This is a genomic window from Paraburkholderia sp. UCT2 (genome assembly GCF_014397665.1).
Taxonomy (GTDB): Bacteria; Pseudomonadota; Gammaproteobacteria; order Burkholderiales; family Burkholderiaceae; genus Paraburkholderia; species Paraburkholderia tuberum.
Map to the genome: position 1 here is coordinate 138,146 of NZ_VZQO01000015.1, position 15,626 is coordinate 153,771.

Below are 15,626 nucleotides of genomic sequence, written 5' to 3' on the forward strand. Positions count from 1 at the left end.
GCGGGAAAGTTGGGCTGACGCGCGGCGGCCGCTTGAGTCGGCGCGGCTTCTACACGGCTGCCGCGAAACCGCGGCTCTCCCCCGTCCGGAACACCGACACCGTCTGCTTCATCTTGCGCGCCTGCGTCTCGAGCGATTGCGCGGCCGCCGCGGCCTGTTCGACGAGCGCCGCGTTCCGCTGCGTGGTCTCGTCCATCTGCGTGACGGCCTGACCGACCTGGTGAATGCTGCGGTTCTGCTCTTCGGAGGCCGTGGCGATCTCGCTGACGATATCCGACACGCGATGAATCGCGGCCTTGATATCCGCCATCGTCGTGCTGACTTCGGCCGCCTGCTGCGTGCCGCCTTCGATGATCGCGACCGACGTCGTGATCATCTCCTTGATCTCCTTGGCCGCGCTCGCCGAGCGCTGCGCGAGGTTGCGCACCTCGCTCGCGACCACCGCGAAACCGCGCCCCTGCTCGCCCGCGCGCGCGGCCTCGACCGCCGCGTTCAACGCGAGAATATTGGTTTGGAACGCGATGCCCTCGATCACGCCGGTGATCTCCGAGATTTTCGTCGAACTGCCGCTGATATCACCGATGGTGCGCACCATGCCCTCGACGGCAGTGTTGCCGGTGTTGGCGACCTGTGCAGCCTCAGTCGCGAGCGCGCTCGCGTTGCGCGCGTTGTCGCTGTTGCGGGTGACGGTCTGCGTCAATTCCGACATGCTCGCCGCGGTCTGTTCGAGCGAAGCGGCCTGCTCTTCGGTGCGAGCGGACAGATCGATGTTGCCGCTCGCGATCTGCTGCGAAGCGATGCTGACCGACTCGGCGCTTTCGCGAATCGAACCGATCGTCGCCGCGAGACGCTCCTGCATGTGCGCGACCGCGCGCAAGATGCTGCCGTCGTCGGCGGCGTCGGTGTGCAGTCGCTGGCTCAAGTCGCCGCCCGCGATCTGCTCGACGACCTTCGCGACTTCGGCCGGTTCGCCGCCGATCTGCCGCACGACCGCGCGCGTCACCAGCAGCCCCAGGCCGATCGCAACCGCGACGCCGACGACCGCGCAGCTCGCGATCCACCACGTCACCGAGCGAACCATCTCGACGCCGTTCGCGACACGCTGCCTGGCCAACTCATCCCGCACGTCGGACAGCTTGATCATCAGCGTGCGCAGCTTGACGTGCAGCGGGTCGGTGGTCGATTTGAGCTCGGCGAGCGCGCCGGTCTGATCGCCCTGATCGGCCAGCGCCATCACCTTCGCGACCGAACTCATATAGGCCGGATAGGCGGCGTCGAAGTCGCTCAGCAATTGCTTCTGCGCGTCGGTGGTCGCATGCTTGCGCTCGTAGTCGAATGCGGACAGGATCGCCGCTTCACCGCCGTGATTCAGGCGCACCGTATCGGCGCGGCCTGCCGGCTCCGGATTCAGGATGTACGAATAGAGGCGCCGGAAGTGCGAAGCCGCCTGCCACGCGGCGGTGCCGTCGTCGCGCACAGGCACGAATTCGCGGTCGTACATTTCGGTTTGCATCGTCGCGACTTCGCGCACCTTCAGCACACCGACCGTGCCGACGATGGCCGTTACGAACGCGCACAGCATCAACGAGCCGACAAGCTTCTGGCTCAGTTTCAGATTGGAAAGCCACTGCATCTTGGGAAAATCTCTTGATCGGGATGGGAAGCGCCGGGTTCGTGCCGGCTTGCGGGGTGCGCAAGCGCACGGTGTTGGGCAGTATCCGGATTAACGGCAGGCGCAGACAAAGTCTGAAGGCTCGCGCCGTTCGAACCGCAGAAGCGAAAAGACGGGTCGGCTGCGCGTGCGCACGAGCCATACCCCTGCCCAAACGGCCCAAAAGCCTGTAAAATCGCGAGTTCTGCGGGCGTCGTATAATGGTAATACCCTAGCTTCCCAAGCTAGAGCCGTGGGTTCGATTCCCATCGCCCGCTCCACTTTCCCGCTGAGTGTTCAGCGGAATCCAGCAAGAGCCGCCTCCCTGAAGGCGGCTTTTTTGTAGTGGCAACGGCCCGGCACAGCGCGCAAGCCGCGCAGCCCTCACCCTTGCAGCAGCATCGACGATGATCCACGATCCAAACGACTCCGGTCTCCCGGACGACGCCCCGCCCCCCACGAGCGCAACCGACCAGCCCGCCGGCAACGAGACGAACGACGTCGACGGCACGCCGGGTGCAACGCCGGCAGACACGCTTCATCACCGCCGCATTCGCAGCTTCGTCACGCGCGCGGGTCGCGTGTCGACCGGCCAGCGCCGCGCGTTCGATGAGTTCGGCCCGCGCTTCGTCGTGCCCTATGCACCACAACAACCCGACTGGACCGGCGTGTTCGGCCGCGAAGCGCCGCGCGTGCTGGAGATCGGCTTCGGCATGGGCGCCACCACCGCGGAGATCGCCGCGCAGCGTCCCGACGACGACTTCCTGGGCGTCGAAGTCCACGAGCCCGGCGTCGGCGCGTTGCTGAAGCTGATCGGCGAGCAGTCGCTGACGAACATCCGCATCATCCAGCACGACGCGGTCGAAGTGCTCGAGCACATGATCGCGCCCGACAGCCTCGACGGCGTGCACATCTTTTTCCCCGACCCGTGGCACAAGGCGCGCCATCACAAGCGCCGGCTGATCCAGCCGAAGTTCGTCGCACTGCTCGTGTCGCGTCTGAAGCCGGATGCGTATCTGCATTGCGCGACCGACTGGCAGAACTACGCCGAACAGATGCTCGAAGTGCTCGGCGCCGATCCGCTGCTCGAAAACACCGCCGACACCTACGCGCCGCGGCCCGACTATCGTCCGGTGACGAAGTTCGAACGGCGTGGCCTGCGGCTCGGCCACGGCGTGTGGGACCTCGTGTTCCGCAAGCGCGGCGCCGCGTAACGCGACGGGACGGCAAGCCAACGAAAAAAGGTCCGCACATACGCGGACCTTTTTTCATCGCACGGCAAATCTCAATCGGCCCAGCTCAACCCGCCGCTATAACCGATCAGCAGGATCAGCAGGCCAAAGCCGATCCGATACCACGCGAACACCGTGAAGTCGTGCGACGCGACATAGCGCAGCAGCCAGCGGATGCAGACGAACGCACTGACGAACGCGGCCGCGAAGCCGAGCGCGAAGCTGCCGAGCGCGTCGGTGGTGACCAGGTGCCAGTCCTTGTACAGCTCATAGGCCGTCGCGCCGAAGATGATCGGAATCGCGAGAAAGAATGAAAACTCGGTCGCGGCGCGGCGCTCGATGCCGAACAGCATGCCGCCGATGATCGTCGAGCCCGAGCGCGAGGTCCCCGGAATCAGCGCGAAGCACTGTGCGAGGCCGACTTTCAACGCATCGAGCGGGCTCAGATCGTCGATGCTGCGCACCCGCACCGCCGCGTCGCCGCGCGCGCGCTGACGCGCCTCCGCCCACAGGATCACGACGCCGCCCGCGACCAGCGCAAACGCGACCGGCACCGGTGAAAACAGCGCCTCCTTGATCGACTTCTCGAACAGCAGGCCGAGCACGACTGCCGGAATCGTCGCAATGATCACGTTCAGCGCGAAGCGGCGCGCCTCGGGCCGGCTCGGCAGCCCCACGATCACGTTGCCGATGCGGCGGCGAAACTCCCAGCACACGGCGAGAATCGCGCCGAGCTGGATCACGACATCGAAGGTCTTCGCGTGCTCGTCGGAGAAATCCAGCAGACTGCCGACGACGATCAGATGCCCGGTGCTCGACACCGGCAAGAACTCCGTCAAACCCTCGACCACGCCGAGAATCAGCGCCTTGCAAGCCAGTAACCAGTCCATCCGTGCCCCTTATCGCGGTAGGTTGTCGCAACGAAATGGGCCCGCACGGTCATGACTGGCATGCGCGGCCCACGTGGCCGCGCATGCCAGTCATCTTTCGACGATCTGCACGCGTATGCCGTTTGTAAGGATCGTGATTGTACCGGGTTCGTAGTTGACGCCGGCAAATTGCAGTTGCTCGGGCTTGAACGTGTAGATCGGATAGTTGGTCAGCAATTGGGTCGCGAGCAGCGCCGCGGCCGCGTTGATCTGCTGCGTGTACATCTGCGCCTCACCGCTCACGCTGACGTTGTCGACACTCGGCGACTTGAGGATCACCGAACGGCTCGCCGCGTCGTATGCAAGTTCACTCGACAGCGTGAACACGCCATCGACCGGCTGCTGCAGGAACGGACTCGCGAAACGCGCGTCGAGCTTCACCTGCACGCGGTTCGCATCGGGCAGCATGCCCACCACCGGATTGCTCAGCGCGACATCGAACACCTGCGACACCGTGCGCTGATACGGGAACTTGCGCTGCACGGCCTCCTGCACCTGCTTCTCCGAGAACGTGTAGTGCGACGGCATGAACGGAAACGTCGGGCTCGCGCAAGCCGCGAGCGACACAGTGATGCCAAGCACGCTGCAGCCGGTCAGCGCAGCGCGCAGAAAGCGGCGCCGGGCCGGCGCTGCGGGTCGAGTCATGCGAAATCTCCTGTGGAAGCCCTTGCGGACATCGGCTTGCGTTGACGGGTGTGGTCAGCGACGGCGTTTACCGCATGCCGCGCGTCATGGATGGGATGCCGGTTGTGTTTGCGCCTCGAGTTGCGTGAGCCACGCGAGCGCTTCGCCGCGATTCGCGCCGCACATCTCGAGTTGCGGCTGCAGACCCGAGCAGCATGCGGGCCGCTCCGGCCGGCCGAAGATCGCGCAGCGCAGATCGTCGCCGAGTTGCACGCAGCGCACGCCCGCCGGCTTGCCGTTCGGCATGCCTGGAATCGGGCTCGAAATCGATGGCGCGATACAGCACGCGCCGCAATCGGGACGGCACGCGTGAGCGTCCACCCGTGCACTGTTCAACCTTTGATCCACGTCATCTTTCCTGAACTCAAACCTTGGCAACGTGTTGCCAGACCCGCATTGTGCCACTGCCTGTCCGTGCGACCTCTTTACACAATCGGGTCCCGTGGGCACGCACGTAAACTCGAAGCTGCTGACTGACCATGACACGCGGCACGCTGCGAGAGCCGCCCACCGTCCGACACCGCTCATGTCCCAAACCGACACCCTGTTCCGCCCCGACCTGCTCGCGCGCTACAGCGCGAACGGTCCCCGGTATACGTCCTATCCGACCGCGCCGCAGTTCCGCGAATCGTTCGACACCGCCGACTATCACCGCGCCGCCGCCGACCCGGGTGCCGTGTCGACCGATCTGTCTCTGTACTTCCACATTCCGTTTTGCGACACCGTGTGCTTCTACTGCGGCTGCAACAAGGTCGTGACGAGAAATCGCGCGCATGCGCGGCCGTACCTTGAGCGGCTCAAACGCGAAATCGGCTTGCAGGCGGCGTGTTTCGATACACAGCGGCCCGTGTCGCAATTGCATTGGGGCGGCGGCACGCCGACGTTTTTGTCGCATGACGAGATGGCCGAGCTGATGGCCGCGACGCGCGAACACTTCAAACTTCTGCCCGACGATCGAGCCGAATATTCGATCGAGGTCGATCCGCGCGAGGCGTCGCCCGACACGGTCGCGCTTCTGCGCCGCCTCGGCTTCAACCGGCTGAGCCTCGGCGTGCAGGACTTCGATCCGCGCGTGCAGCAGGCGATCAATCGCATCCAGCCGTTCGAGATGACCGCATCGGTGATGCAGGCGGCGCGCGCGTACGGATTTCATTCGATCGGCGTCGATCTGATTTACGGGCTGCCGCATCAAACCGTCGTGAGCTTCAGCCGCACGCTCGACACGATGCTCGAACTGGCGCCGGACCGGCTGTCGGTGTTCGCGTATGCGCACATGCCGCAGCTCTTCAAGATGCAGCGCCAGATGGATCCCGCGACGCTGCCGTCGAGCGAGGAGCGGCTGGCTCTGCTGCAACGGGTCGTCGAACGGCTGACTGAGGCGGGTTATGTGTACATCGGCATGGATCACTTCGCGCTGCCCACCGACGAGCTCGCTCGGGCGCAGGCGCAGCGCACGCTGCATCGCAATTTCCAGGGCTATAGCACGCGGGCCGAGTGCGATCTGATCGGTTTTGGCGCCTCGTCGATCGGCAAGGTCGGCGACGTGTACGCGCAGAACGCGCGAGAGCTGCCCGCTTACACCGACTCGATCGATGCGGGCCGGCTCGCGATCGCGCGCGGCATCCGCCTGTCCGCCGACGACCGTCTGCGGCGCGACGTGATCACGCAGCTGATGTGCAACCTCGAACTGCGCTTCGACGAATTCGAAGCGGCGTACGGCATCCACTTCGCCGACACGTTCGCGCCGGAACTCGCGCGTCTGCGTTCATTCGAGGACGACGGGCTGATCTCGCTCGGCGCATGCAAGCTCGAAGTGCGAATGGCCGGCCGCATGCTCGTGCGCAATCTCGCGATGGTATTTGACCGCTATCTGGGCGAGCAGACGCTCACACGATTCTCGCGGACGGTCTGAGCACCGCTCGCCGCGAACGCGCTGTGGCGGGTGAAGGCAATCGACTTGCCCGTCTACCGATTTTCGGCCATAATCTACGTCTTCCTTGCGCGCTGAACTCCCGATGCGCGCGCTGCAGTATCTGCCCAGGTGGTGAAATTGGTAGACGCAGGGGACTCAAAATCCCCCGCCGCAAGGCGTGCCGGTTCGATTCCGGCCCTGGGCACCAAACACTCTTCAACCGGTTTCAACGGTTCACCACGAAGCCCCGACAGCTAGCGCTGAGCGGGGCTTTTGTTTGCTATCGTCTCCAGGGGTTCACCAGCGATTACAACCCCCACCACGGGGTCATTTCGGGGGTTGCCACGATTCAAGCGCCCGTCGGATGGAAAACGCCCCCAGCAGCGGCGCGACAACCGGAGACGCAAACATCGCGCTGACCGATGCCACGATCCGTAACACGAAGCCGGGTGAAAAACAGCAGAGCTGTACGACGGTGGCGGCCTGCTGCTGGTCACGCCAACGGGCAGCAAGCGATGGATTTTCAAGTACCGTTTTGCCGGAAAGGAAAAGAGCCTCGCACTTGGCGTCTATCCAGACGTGCCGCTTGCCGATGCCCGCAAGCGTCGGGACGACGCCCGCGAAAAACTGGCAGCAAACATTGATCTGGGGGAAGCCAAAAAGGCCGGGAAACGCGCCGCCCGCCTTGCTGCTGCCAATTCATTCGAAGCCGTTGCGCTCGCCTGGATGGAAGAGCGCGGCCAGTCCGTTGAAAGCGGGTCGATATCGCTGGGCCGATTACCTTGACCGGATCAAGGCCGGGGCCGAAGTCATTCCGATCAAAGGCGGGACGGTCGCCTTACTACCTCAGCGGGACAACCATTTGGAACAGCGCCGCCCGATGATGGAAGCGTGGGCCGTGTATGTTTGCGGCATAGAGGATTAATTCAGAAGTGCGGCCCATAACACTCGCGCTGTGCCTTAAAAGCTCGCACAAAAAAGCCGACTCGCGAGGATCGGCTTGTGCATTCGAGCGAGGCTCTATCGATATTCATCAATCTCAACCGTGCCGCCCATGGCTTCCATCATGGTGCGAATATCGTCGGGCACATCAGGCACGCGGTCGCCGCTCTCGTTGTACCAGTAACAGAAGAAGCGCATCCGAAGTCCCTTGTCTGCGAGCAGTTGGCCAAGTTCCGCTCTCGGCAGATTCAGGCGCCCAATCAGGTAACGCAAATGCGGCTCAAGTGAATCGCTACGAACTGCGCCCTCACTGCGCACGCCCCAAAGGCCAACGCGGCCCGGCGCGCTGCTCGGTCGCCCAGACGGTGTGGTGAACGGCTGTCCCTTGGTAATCGCTGTATCCGGCTTGATGTCGAAATACGCCGTCCAAAAGGCTGGCTCCAATGAGTCGCCGGATATGTAAAAGGTCGCGTGCGCAAGTTGGTGATCTGCCATTGGAGCGGCCTCAGTTTGCCCAGTCATGAAAATTTCCGATGTGGTTACCATTAAAGTACACGTCGCCGTTGTCATGCCAGATGACGTTATCGGCTGGCCCCAAGCCATTGCCTGGCTTGAACCTGTGCAAGATAGCCCCAAACGTCTTGCGGTCATACCCCAGCATCTTCGCTGCGTAGTTTGGGTTGTTCGTGCTCGCGGCGAGTTCAACGACATCGCCGCTCAACGCATCAGGCACATACTCAAACGGCTGCGCGTCGCCGAGCAGCGTTGATGCGCCTCTATCGCTAGCTCTGGCTGCGCGGGCAGCGTTCAGTTGGGTTTGCCAGGTGGCCGGATCGTACTGCACAGACAGAAAGGGTTCGCCGTTCGGGTGACTGCCGGTTCTCGCTACGGGATTCATTAACGGCGTGCTGCTGTACGGTGACGGAAACAGGCCGTGACGCGGACCTTTAACGGCAAGCAGTTTGCCCCGGCGAACCTCTTCGAGAAGCGCAACGATGACCCACCAGCCATCGGCGTCAGGATCGCGGTCCCGGACCCTATGAAAAAACAGCCAGCTGCGGCCAATGAGATTCCTGACCAGCTTCCGGTCCTCCTCCCACTTCCTGCGATTCAGTGCGGCGATAGCAAGAAATTCCCGCGTCTCCGCACTGGCCCTCTGAAGGTCTGCGGCCTTGCCGAGGCACGCTTTATAGTGCCATTCGTCGCAGATGACATAACAGGCACCCGGTGGCCGCTGGCAGAACAGCTCCACGGAGTGCATTTCAAATACGGACAGGGACATAGGTGTGTCGATGGTCTATCTGAAGTCGCTGCCGGGGTTGACAGCAGTCAGATAATTACCGTGCGACAGGCAGTCCGTACATGGGCGACAGCCCAAAATCTCCACGGCTCTCGATGAAACGGAAAAAAGCGCCAGCAGGAACATTGCGGTTTTTCGCGCCCGTAGCGCGGACGCTCGCGGGCAGCGACCGTACCGCTGGTCTATGACCTTTCCAGCCGCTGGCGGCACTCGCGCGGCAGATCTATTCGCCCGAAGCCGCTGTTCGCGCCAATACGGCGCGTACGTCCGCGAGCGCATCCTCGAAGAGCATTCGAGCGAGGCTCTATCGATATTCATCAATCTCAACCGTGCCGCCCATGGCTTCCATCATGGTGCGAATATCGTCGGGCACATCAGGCACGCGGTCGCCGCTCTCGTTGTCCCAATAACAGAAGAAGCGCATCTGTGCGCCCTTGTCTGCGAGTAGCTGGCGCAAGTCGTCTCGCGGCAAATTCAGGCGATCAATAAGATAGCGGAGATGCGGTTCCAGCGAGTCGCTATGAACAGCGGCTTTGCTTCTCACCCCCCACACGCCGGTACGCCCCGGCATGCTGCTCAATCGCCCCGACGGAGTCATAAACCGCTTCCCCTTGACTATCGCCGTGTCGGGCGGAACGCCGAAATATCTGGTCCAAACCTCGGGATCTAAATCATCCCCGGCTATTGAAAATGATGCATGTGCGAGTTGATGTGCGTTCATCGTATGAAGATCAGTTTGCATAGTCGTGCATATTGCCGATGATGTTTTTTCTAAATTCAACGTCCCCACTATCGTGCCAAATGACATTGTCATCGCCTCGCAGCTTGAGGTCATATTTCATCGCATGGACCATGTCGCCAAACGTGTCGCGGCCATACCCCAGCATCTTCGCCGCGTAGTTTGGATTGTTCGTGCTCGCGGCGAGTTCAACGACATCGCCGCTCAACGCATCAGGCACATACTCAAATGGCTGGGCGTCGCCGAGCAGCGTTGATGCGCCTCTATCGCCAGCCCTGGCTGCGCGCGCAGCGTTCAGCCGGGTTGGCAAGGTGGCCGGATCATACTGGACAGACAGCGCAGGTTCGCCGTCCGGGCGATTACCGGCCCTCGCTGCGATATCCCTCAACGGCGTGCTGCTGTAGGGTGACGGAAACAGGCTATCGCGAGGGCCTTTAATGGCAAGCAGGGCACCGCGGCGCACCTCTTCGAGAAGCGCAAGGATGACCCACCAGCCATCGGTGTCAGGGTTCCGGTCCCGTACATCATGAAAAAACAGCCAGTGACCGCCAATGAGATTCCTGACCAGTTTCCGGTCCTCCTCCCACTTCCTGTGATTCAGTTGGGCAATGTCAAGAAATTCCCGGGTCTCCGCACTGGCCCTCTGAAGGTCTGCGGCCTTGCCGAGACACGCTTTATAGTGCGATTCGTCGCAGATGACATAACAGGCACCCGGTGGCCGCTGGCAGAACAGCTCCACGGAGTGCATTTCAAATACGGACAGGGACATAGGTGTGTCGATGGTCTATCTGAAGTCGCTGCCGGGGTTGACAGCAGTCAGATAATTACCGTGCGACAGGCAGTCCGTACATGGGCGACAGCCCAAAATCTCCACGGCTCTCGATGAAACGGAAAAAAGCGCCAGCAGGAACATTGCGGTTTTTCGCGCCCGTAGCGCGGACGCTCGCGGGCAGCGACCGTACCGCTGGTCTATGACCTTTCCAGCCGTTGGCGGCACTCGCGCAGCAGATCATTCGCCCGAAGCCGCTGTTCGCGCCAATACGGCGCGTACGTCCGCGAGCGCATCCTCGAAGAGACCAAAAATCGACACCTGCGCAACCGTTGCCGCTTTGGAGAAAGTCGAATGCTTGTTGTGGGTCGGGCGCTGCCCGTCGTGGCAAGTAGCCAGCGGCCAGGAGCGGCGACAATGCATCTGCGCAGTCGCCAGGAGATTTGATTTGAGTCGCCTCCCCCTCGATCCCTTTATAATCCGGCATGACTTCCTCCACTCCCCATGCAGCAACCCGACGAGCGGAACCGCCCACGCGATTCATCGGTTCGCCGATTCCGCACACCTCAGCGACCCATTCGCCTTCCACGCATTTCGAACGCACGCGCCACGAGCCGCACTGGTCGGTCGTATGAAAATACCCAAACGGCTTGCACCGCTTCTGGACGAAGGACTCATCGACGAAGTGATCGGCCAGTTGATGAGCGGCAAGGAAGCAACCGTCTACGTCGTGCGCAGCGGTGACTCGATGCGGTGTGCAAAGGTCTACAAGGACGCGAAGCAGCGCAGTTTCCGGCAAGCCGCATCGTATCGGGACGGCCGCAAGGTCAAGAACAGCCGGCAGGCGCGTGCGATGGAAAAAGGTACTCGCTATGGGCGCCAGATGCAGGAGGAGTTGTGGCAAAACGCCGAAGTCGACGCACTGTTCCGACTTGCCGACGGGGGCGTGCGAGTGCCGCAACCCTATATCTGTACCGATGGGGTGTTACTGATGGAACTGGTGGTCGACGCAACGGGTGACGTCGCGCCACGCCTCAACGACGTCCATCTGACTGAAGCGCGCGCCCTTGAACTGCACGCCCTGCTGCTCAACCAGGTTGTCCGCATGCTCTGCGCGGGTGTGATTCACGGCGACCTGTCCGAATACAACATCCTGCTGGCGGCTGATGGACCAGTGATCATCGATCTGCCTCAGGCCATCGACGCCGCCGCCAACAACGAAGCCGCCTCGATGCTCAAGCGTGACGTCGACAACCTCGCTGCGTACTTCGGACGGTTTGCACCGCAAATTCTCGGCGCGGATTACGGAACGGAGATCTGGGCGCTGTTCGAAGCAGGCGAGCTGAAAGTCGATGTCAAATTGACCGGCCGCATCGAGCTCGACACGCGACCAGTCGACCTCGATAGCGTGCTGCAGGAACTCGAAGAGACACGTCTTGACGAAGACGCGCGAGTGCGGCGACAGCAGGAACTGAGCGCGAACTGATAACCCGTGCTCGATGTACCCCGAAAGGTGCCCCGAAACAAGGTCTTCGACGAATGTTGCACCGGGAACCGGTTGCGCACCGTCAGAATAGTCGAGTTCGGCCAGTTTCCGTCGCTGGACCGAGCGTCGCGTTCGGTTGCCGCGCCACCGCAAATCCGTCCATGATTCGTCCCGAATCTAATTAAACAGCCATCGGCGCGTTAGCGACCGTCGCCAATGCGGGCCCATGCGAGCCTGTCTGACCGCATTTTGATGTATGCCGGATCAGAGGACAGCGCGGGGGAGAGTTCACTCCAGGTTAACTCGGAAGGCGGCCCAAGATAAAGGATGGCGTCGAACTGCTCCTGCATCACAGGAGAGCGGACAGGATCGACATATATCTCCACCATGACGTCGTCGTGCCTAGTGAACATGGCGTGCGGATAATACGATCGAAAGCTCGCCTCTCCGAGCGGAGTGCCGAGAATGAGCGCAAGACTTGGCGTCAGCCAGGAGCTGACGTCGGACTGTAAAGTCGCCGGATCACCAAACACCGGGGTCCAAACAGAATAGACTTTGACGCCTTGGCTTTCCAGCAACGAAACGATTGTATTCGGCAACGGGTCGAATCGTTGCTCTGCCTTCTCTCGGAATTTCAATTGCCAGTACAGGTTCTTGCGCAAAAGGTGCATGCCGCCATAGACGACCAAGGCGCGGCGCTGCCTGGCCAGCACTTCACGTTGAATAATTTCAACCGCACAGGTGTTGCGGTCGCCCATGGCTTTCCAAGCCTTATCGAGATCGTCGGCGCTATTGATTTTCGACCAATCTATCGGCGGATCGCCTAACAAGATGCGAATCTGACGGTCTTTAGGGAGCGAAGCATTCACATCGCGGACTTCACGAAAAAGCCCTTCAAAGACAGGACGATCCCACACATCGTGGGGCTGCGTAGTGTTTTGCCAAGCTTGCCGGAGTTGATTTTCGGGTACGTCATCCCCCGCAACGAACCGGTCCATCATCTCCTGATAAAGAGAATTGCCACTTTCAACTACGATGTCGTTCACGATGTAAGCAAATCGGGGGTCCCGGATCAGCGAAACCCGAAAAGCATATGCTTGCTCACAGCCGTGGCCGCCGTCGCAAAGCGCGACGACATTGTGGGATTTGAAAGCGTCAAGAATAGCGGCGATCGGATCAATCGGACTTGCAGCTATTGTCATCGTGTGGGCTCCATCACTCTGGCGGCGAACGTTACGAATCGTTGACCAGGCATTTATGACTGGTCGGACAGGCGGCAGGGTTCTGCGTGATGCATTTGGTTGGGTGTCTGGGTCCAGTCAACGCGACCTTCCCTTGTGGGTCGACACGAGCCGGATGCCTTAAGCGGAAGTCAGCTCGAGCGCGCCCTCCCGATCTCACCCGCCAGTGCGTTCCCCAATACAGCTCCTGTCAATGATGATGGGCCGCCCGGTTTAATCGGCGATCGGCTCTTCATGCTCCATCGTATCGGCGGAATCAGCATTCTCGACCCGAGTCAAAACGAACTCGGCGACCGAGTTCCAGTGCCTCAATGCGGCCACGCGCCCGTTTTCCATCACGAACTCGAATGTCCTTTGTGGCCATTTCGGGTTGCGAAACTGAAGACCCTTGAGCGGAGTTAAAACTTCCGCAGGAGCCTCTGGAAAGTGCAGCATGAGCTGGTTGTCGCGCCGCAGCTTGATCGCGCACTTGGCGCCGAAAGCAGCCTGGTACGTGCCGGTAAGCTGCTTGAGCACACCTGGCGCAGGCGCGTCCGGAATCCGGACGAACACGGCATCCGTCGCGTCGAGCCACAAACTGACGCGGTCGATATCGCCGAGTGGACTGGTCAGAAACGACATGGACCACGCGCCTTCGGCCTCGTCATCGTCGGTATCGAACCGGTCGTAGTGGTAATGATGCAATGGCAGCTTCGTTTGACGGAAACGAAACTGAAGCTGGAAATCGTTGAGTGAGATATGTAGTTGTCCGTAGGCAGGATGCTCGTAGCGACCGACGTAGTCTGCGAAATCGTGTGAGGGCCGCGTGTCTGGAATTGCGCTTGGCCTTACCCGTTCGCGCGACTCGCGCATGTTCTGCTTTGCTTTCAAATGGAACTCGCGCAATGCGTCCATCGAACCCGACTCACCCAGTCCCAGCAGGCGGTCGTAGACGTTGTAGCCGACGGCGTTTCGCAGCATCGAGCAGTGGTCCCCGATCACGAACACGACTACGCCCAATTTCTCGCGCGGCAAATACGAGACCTGCGAATGGAAGGCGCGGAGATCGCCGCCATGACTCGCAAGCAGATGTCCCCGATACGAAGAGGTTTGCCGGCCCATCCCATAGATTGAATTAATCTCCGGCTCAAAACCAAGGACGTCGCCCAGCGGGTCCGGAAATGCGAGCCCAGGCGCCAAAGTAGCCTGCAGTATCTGCTCCGGAATCACCTTCTTTCCAGCCATCACCCCATTGTTCATCAACACGGCCAGCCAGCGACTCATATCATCGAGGCTAGAGACGATGCTCCCCGCTGGACTCGACCAGTTCAACTCCGGATACGGTGTCTGCCAGAGCGCCTCACTATCGCGCCTCTCCGTGAACGGTACCGCGTGATTCGGATGAGCCAGCATGTCGGCAATGGTGAAAGCAGTCTGGGGCATACCCACAGGACTCAGAACCTCGTCGCGGACGAATTGATCCCACGACTTGCCGCTTAGCAACTCGATGATGTGGCCCACAGCCTCGTACATCATATTGTTGTAGATAAGCTTCGATCGAAATGGAGCGATAGGCTTCATGAATCGGATCCGGTCGAATAGTTCCTTCTTTGAGAACTCGGCTCTATGCAGGATCATGTCGTACCGGGGCACGCCGGTACGATGGCCGAGCATATCGCGTAGTGTCACCGCGGCATCGAGCGACTTGTCGTAAAAGCGCAAACTCGGGACAACATCGCGGATCGGCTGATCGAAGGTCAGCGCGCCCTTTTCGACCAAAATGCCGGCGGCAATGGCCGTAAATAACTTGGTGTTCGACGCGATAGGAAACAAAGTTGACGATAAAAACGGCAGTCTGTTTGCATAGTCACGATAACCGTAGCCTCTCGTGAAGATGACTTTTTCGTCTTTTACAATACTGACGCCTATGCCGGGCGCATTCCATTCATGCACCTGTGCTTTTATGTAATCGTCGAAATCGCCCAGATCGCTTAGCATCTACCGTCCTTTGATTCGAAGGTCAATTGTCGAGAGAGAGGTTGCTTTCATGCTCTTGCCCGATCGCTGAATACAGAGCAAAATCCGTCGCGCTCATTTGCCAAAGGATACTCAGGAAGCCTCTTTGGAGGCACTCACCCTGTCTTGAACGGTATGGCTTTTCGATGTGAAGCAGTGAAGACTGGAGCAAGTCAAAAACCGCAAGAAATTCTACATGGAACAATAAAAAAGCATTCGATTAGTGAACGCTAATGCCACGACTGCGTTCCTGAACGAACGGCCGTTATGGAGAAAATTGAACGACCCTTGCGGGTCGGGTATCGCCCATCGAGGTTGGCGCAAAACGCAGCGGCCGGTGCAATTCGAGATCACCGAGCAAACGCGGGATAGCGTGGGAAGCCGGATCAAGGCAGCAGCTCTGTGTCCTTCAGATTTCCTGTTCCTTGGGCGAATACACGCGTCGCCCCATCTTTCGACCCGTCAGTACGCACGGATCGTCCATCGCTGGATAAAATCGATCGGGCTCGACGACTCCGCCTATGGCACGCACACGATGCGTCGGACGAAGGTCTCGCTGATCTATCGCCGTACGAAGAATCTCTGAGCCTTACAGCTTTTGCCTGGTCATACGAAGCTTGACTATCTCCCGCGCGGAACTATGTCCGGTGCTCACTGAGAACCCCTGTCCCGCGTGGCTTTCCCGCATCGACGCTAGACATTGGCATTCTCCCTTTGCAGGCACTTTCGCCTGATAGGAGAAGACC

The 15,626-nt window shown here is 60.6% G+C and carries 13 protein-coding genes, 2 tRNA genes and 2 pseudogenes; 7 read left to right on the forward strand and 10 right to left on the reverse strand.

Features of this window, described 5'->3' with window-relative positions:
- Window positions 1–49: 49 nt before the first annotated feature.
- Window positions 50–1,633 carry a methyl-accepting chemotaxis protein gene (locus F6X39_RS15165; RefSeq protein WP_187617194.1) on the reverse strand — a complete coding sequence of 528 codons (1,584 nt, stop codon included), beginning with the start codon at window positions 1,631–1,633 and terminating at the stop codon, window positions 50–52.
- A 225-nt stretch (window positions 1,634–1,858) separates the two neighbouring features.
- Between F6X39_RS15165 and F6X39_RS15170 the strand changes: the two genes are divergently transcribed.
- Both F6X39_RS15170 and trmB read left to right on the forward strand, forming a co-directional pair.
- A tRNA-Gly gene (locus F6X39_RS15170) sits at window positions 1,859–1,932 on the forward strand.
- 126 nt (window positions 1,933–2,058) lie between these two features.
- Window positions 2,059–2,865, forward strand: coding sequence for a tRNA (guanosine(46)-N7)-methyltransferase TrmB (gene trmB, locus F6X39_RS15175; protein WP_187617195.1), 807 nt, complete (start codon window positions 2,059–2,061; stop codon window positions 2,863–2,865).
- A 71-nt stretch (window positions 2,866–2,936) separates the two neighbouring features.
- Here trmB and F6X39_RS15180 read toward each other — a convergent pair whose 3' ends face one another.
- The 3 genes from F6X39_RS15180 to F6X39_RS15190 form a co-directional block, all read right to left on the reverse strand.
- Window positions 2,937–3,773 carry an undecaprenyl-diphosphate phosphatase gene (locus tag F6X39_RS15180; protein ID WP_187617196.1) on the reverse strand — a complete coding sequence of 279 codons (837 nt, stop codon included), beginning with the start codon at window positions 3,771–3,773 and terminating at the stop codon, window positions 2,937–2,939.
- A 90-nt stretch (window positions 3,774–3,863) separates the two neighbouring features.
- On the reverse strand, window positions 3,864–4,457 hold the full coding sequence (locus F6X39_RS15185; RefSeq protein ID WP_187617197.1) for a DUF1439 domain-containing protein: 594 nt from the start codon (window positions 4,455–4,457) through the stop codon (window positions 3,864–3,866).
- 84 nt (window positions 4,458–4,541) lie between these two features.
- Entirely contained in the window at window positions 4,542–4,844 is a 303-nt protein-coding gene (locus F6X39_RS15190) for a YkgJ family cysteine cluster protein (protein WP_184023217.1), read from the reverse strand.
- Between the two features lie 178 nt (window positions 4,845–5,022).
- Between F6X39_RS15190 and hemN the strand changes: the two genes are divergently transcribed.
- The 3 genes and pseudogenes from hemN to F6X39_RS15205 form a co-directional block, all read left to right on the forward strand.
- Complete coding sequence (gene hemN / locus F6X39_RS15195) at window positions 5,023–6,408, forward strand: oxygen-independent coproporphyrinogen III oxidase (RefSeq protein WP_187617198.1); 1,386 nt, start codon at window positions 5,023–5,025, stop codon at window positions 6,406–6,408.
- Between the two features lie 123 nt (window positions 6,409–6,531).
- A tRNA-Leu gene (locus F6X39_RS15200) sits at window positions 6,532–6,616 on the forward strand.
- A gap of 201 nt (window positions 6,617–6,817) precedes the next feature.
- Window positions 6,818–7,149, forward strand: a pseudogene (locus tag F6X39_RS15205) (Arm DNA-binding domain-containing protein); the annotation flags it as partial.
- A gap of 279 nt (window positions 7,150–7,428) precedes the next feature.
- On the opposite strand, the gene F6X39_RS15210 reads toward F6X39_RS15205, so the two are convergent.
- The 4 genes from F6X39_RS15210 to F6X39_RS15225 all read right to left on the reverse strand — a co-directional run bounded on the left by F6X39_RS15210 (window position 7,429) and on the right by F6X39_RS15225 (window position 10,158).
- On the reverse strand, window positions 7,429–7,845 hold the full coding sequence (locus F6X39_RS15210; RefSeq protein WP_090801512.1) for a DUF4279 domain-containing protein: 417 nt from the start codon (window positions 7,843–7,845) through the stop codon (window positions 7,429–7,431).
- Between the two features lie 10 nt (window positions 7,846–7,855).
- The gene (locus F6X39_RS15215) at window positions 7,856–8,632 is read right to left on the reverse strand and encodes a hypothetical protein (protein ID WP_187617199.1); all 777 of its coding nucleotides are present in this window, start codon (window positions 8,630–8,632) and stop codon (window positions 7,856–7,858) included.
- A gap of 322 nt (window positions 8,633–8,954) precedes the next feature.
- Entirely contained in the window at window positions 8,955–9,371 is a 417-nt protein-coding gene (locus tag F6X39_RS15220) for a DUF4279 domain-containing protein (RefSeq protein WP_184023210.1), read from the reverse strand.
- Between the two features lie 10 nt (window positions 9,372–9,381).
- On the reverse strand, window positions 9,382–10,158 hold the full coding sequence (locus tag F6X39_RS15225) for a hypothetical protein (protein ID WP_187617200.1): 777 nt from the start codon (window positions 10,156–10,158) through the stop codon (window positions 9,382–9,384).
- A 631-nt stretch (window positions 10,159–10,789) separates the two neighbouring features.
- On the opposite strand from F6X39_RS15225, the gene F6X39_RS15230 reads away from it, so the two are divergent.
- On the forward strand, window positions 10,790–11,644 hold the full coding sequence (locus tag F6X39_RS15230; protein WP_184051664.1) for a PA4780 family RIO1-like protein kinase: 855 nt from the start codon (window positions 10,790–10,792) through the stop codon (window positions 11,642–11,644).
- A 200-nt stretch (window positions 11,645–11,844) separates the two neighbouring features.
- Here the strand turns inward: F6X39_RS15230 and F6X39_RS15235 are convergent, their stop codons facing one another.
- Window positions 11,845–12,846, reverse strand: a complete 1,002-nt coding sequence (locus tag F6X39_RS15235) for a hypothetical protein (protein WP_187617201.1) — start codon at window positions 12,844–12,846, stop codon at window positions 11,845–11,847.
- Window positions 12,847–13,098: 252 nt separating this feature from the next.
- Window positions 13,099–14,862 carry a serine hydrolase gene (locus F6X39_RS15240; RefSeq protein WP_187617202.1) on the reverse strand — a complete coding sequence of 588 codons (1,764 nt, stop codon included), beginning with the start codon at window positions 14,860–14,862 and terminating at the stop codon, window positions 13,099–13,101.
- Window positions 14,863–15,172: 310 nt separating this feature from the next.
- Here F6X39_RS15240 and F6X39_RS15245 point away from each other — a divergent pair.
- Window positions 15,173–15,463 (forward strand): annotated as a pseudogene (locus F6X39_RS15245) (integrase); the annotation flags it as partial.
- Window positions 15,464–15,626: the final 163 nt, after the last annotated feature.

Coding starts and splice junctions, on each gene's coding strand:
- F6X39_RS15165 (WP_187617194.1), bottom strand. CDS start 1,633: ATGCAGTGGCTTTCCAATCTGAAACTGAGCCAGAAGCTTGTCGGCTCG.
- trmB (WP_187617195.1), top strand. CDS start 2,059: ATGATCCACGATCCAAACGACTCCGGTCTCCCGGACGACGCCCCGCCC.
- F6X39_RS15180 (WP_187617196.1), bottom strand. CDS start 3,773: ATGGACTGGTTACTGGCTTGCAAGGCGCTGATTCTCGGCGTGGTCGAG.
- F6X39_RS15185 (WP_187617197.1), bottom strand. CDS start 4,457: ATGACTCGACCCGCAGCGCCGGCCCGGCGCCGCTTTCTGCGCGCTGCG.
- hemN (WP_187617198.1), top strand. CDS start 5,023: ATGTCCCAAACCGACACCCTGTTCCGCCCCGACCTGCTCGCGCGCTAC.
- F6X39_RS15210 (WP_090801512.1), bottom strand. CDS start 7,845: ATGGCAGATCACCAACTTGCGCACGCGACCTTTTACATATCCGGCGAC.
- F6X39_RS15215 (WP_187617199.1), bottom strand. CDS start 8,632: ATGTCCCTGTCCGTATTTGAAATGCACTCCGTGGAGCTGTTCTGCCAG.
- F6X39_RS15220 (WP_184023210.1), bottom strand. CDS start 9,371: ATGAACGCACATCAACTCGCACATGCATCATTTTCAATAGCCGGGGAT.
- F6X39_RS15225 (WP_187617200.1), bottom strand. CDS start 10,158: ATGTCCCTGTCCGTATTTGAAATGCACTCCGTGGAGCTGTTCTGCCAG.
- F6X39_RS15230 (WP_184051664.1), top strand. CDS start 10,790: ATGAAAATACCCAAACGGCTTGCACCGCTTCTGGACGAAGGACTCATC.
- F6X39_RS15235 (WP_187617201.1), bottom strand. CDS start 12,846: ATGACAATAGCTGCAAGTCCGATTGATCCGATCGCCGCTATTCTTGAC.
- F6X39_RS15240 (WP_187617202.1), bottom strand. CDS start 14,862: ATGCTAAGCGATCTGGGCGATTTCGACGATTACATAAAAGCACAGGTG.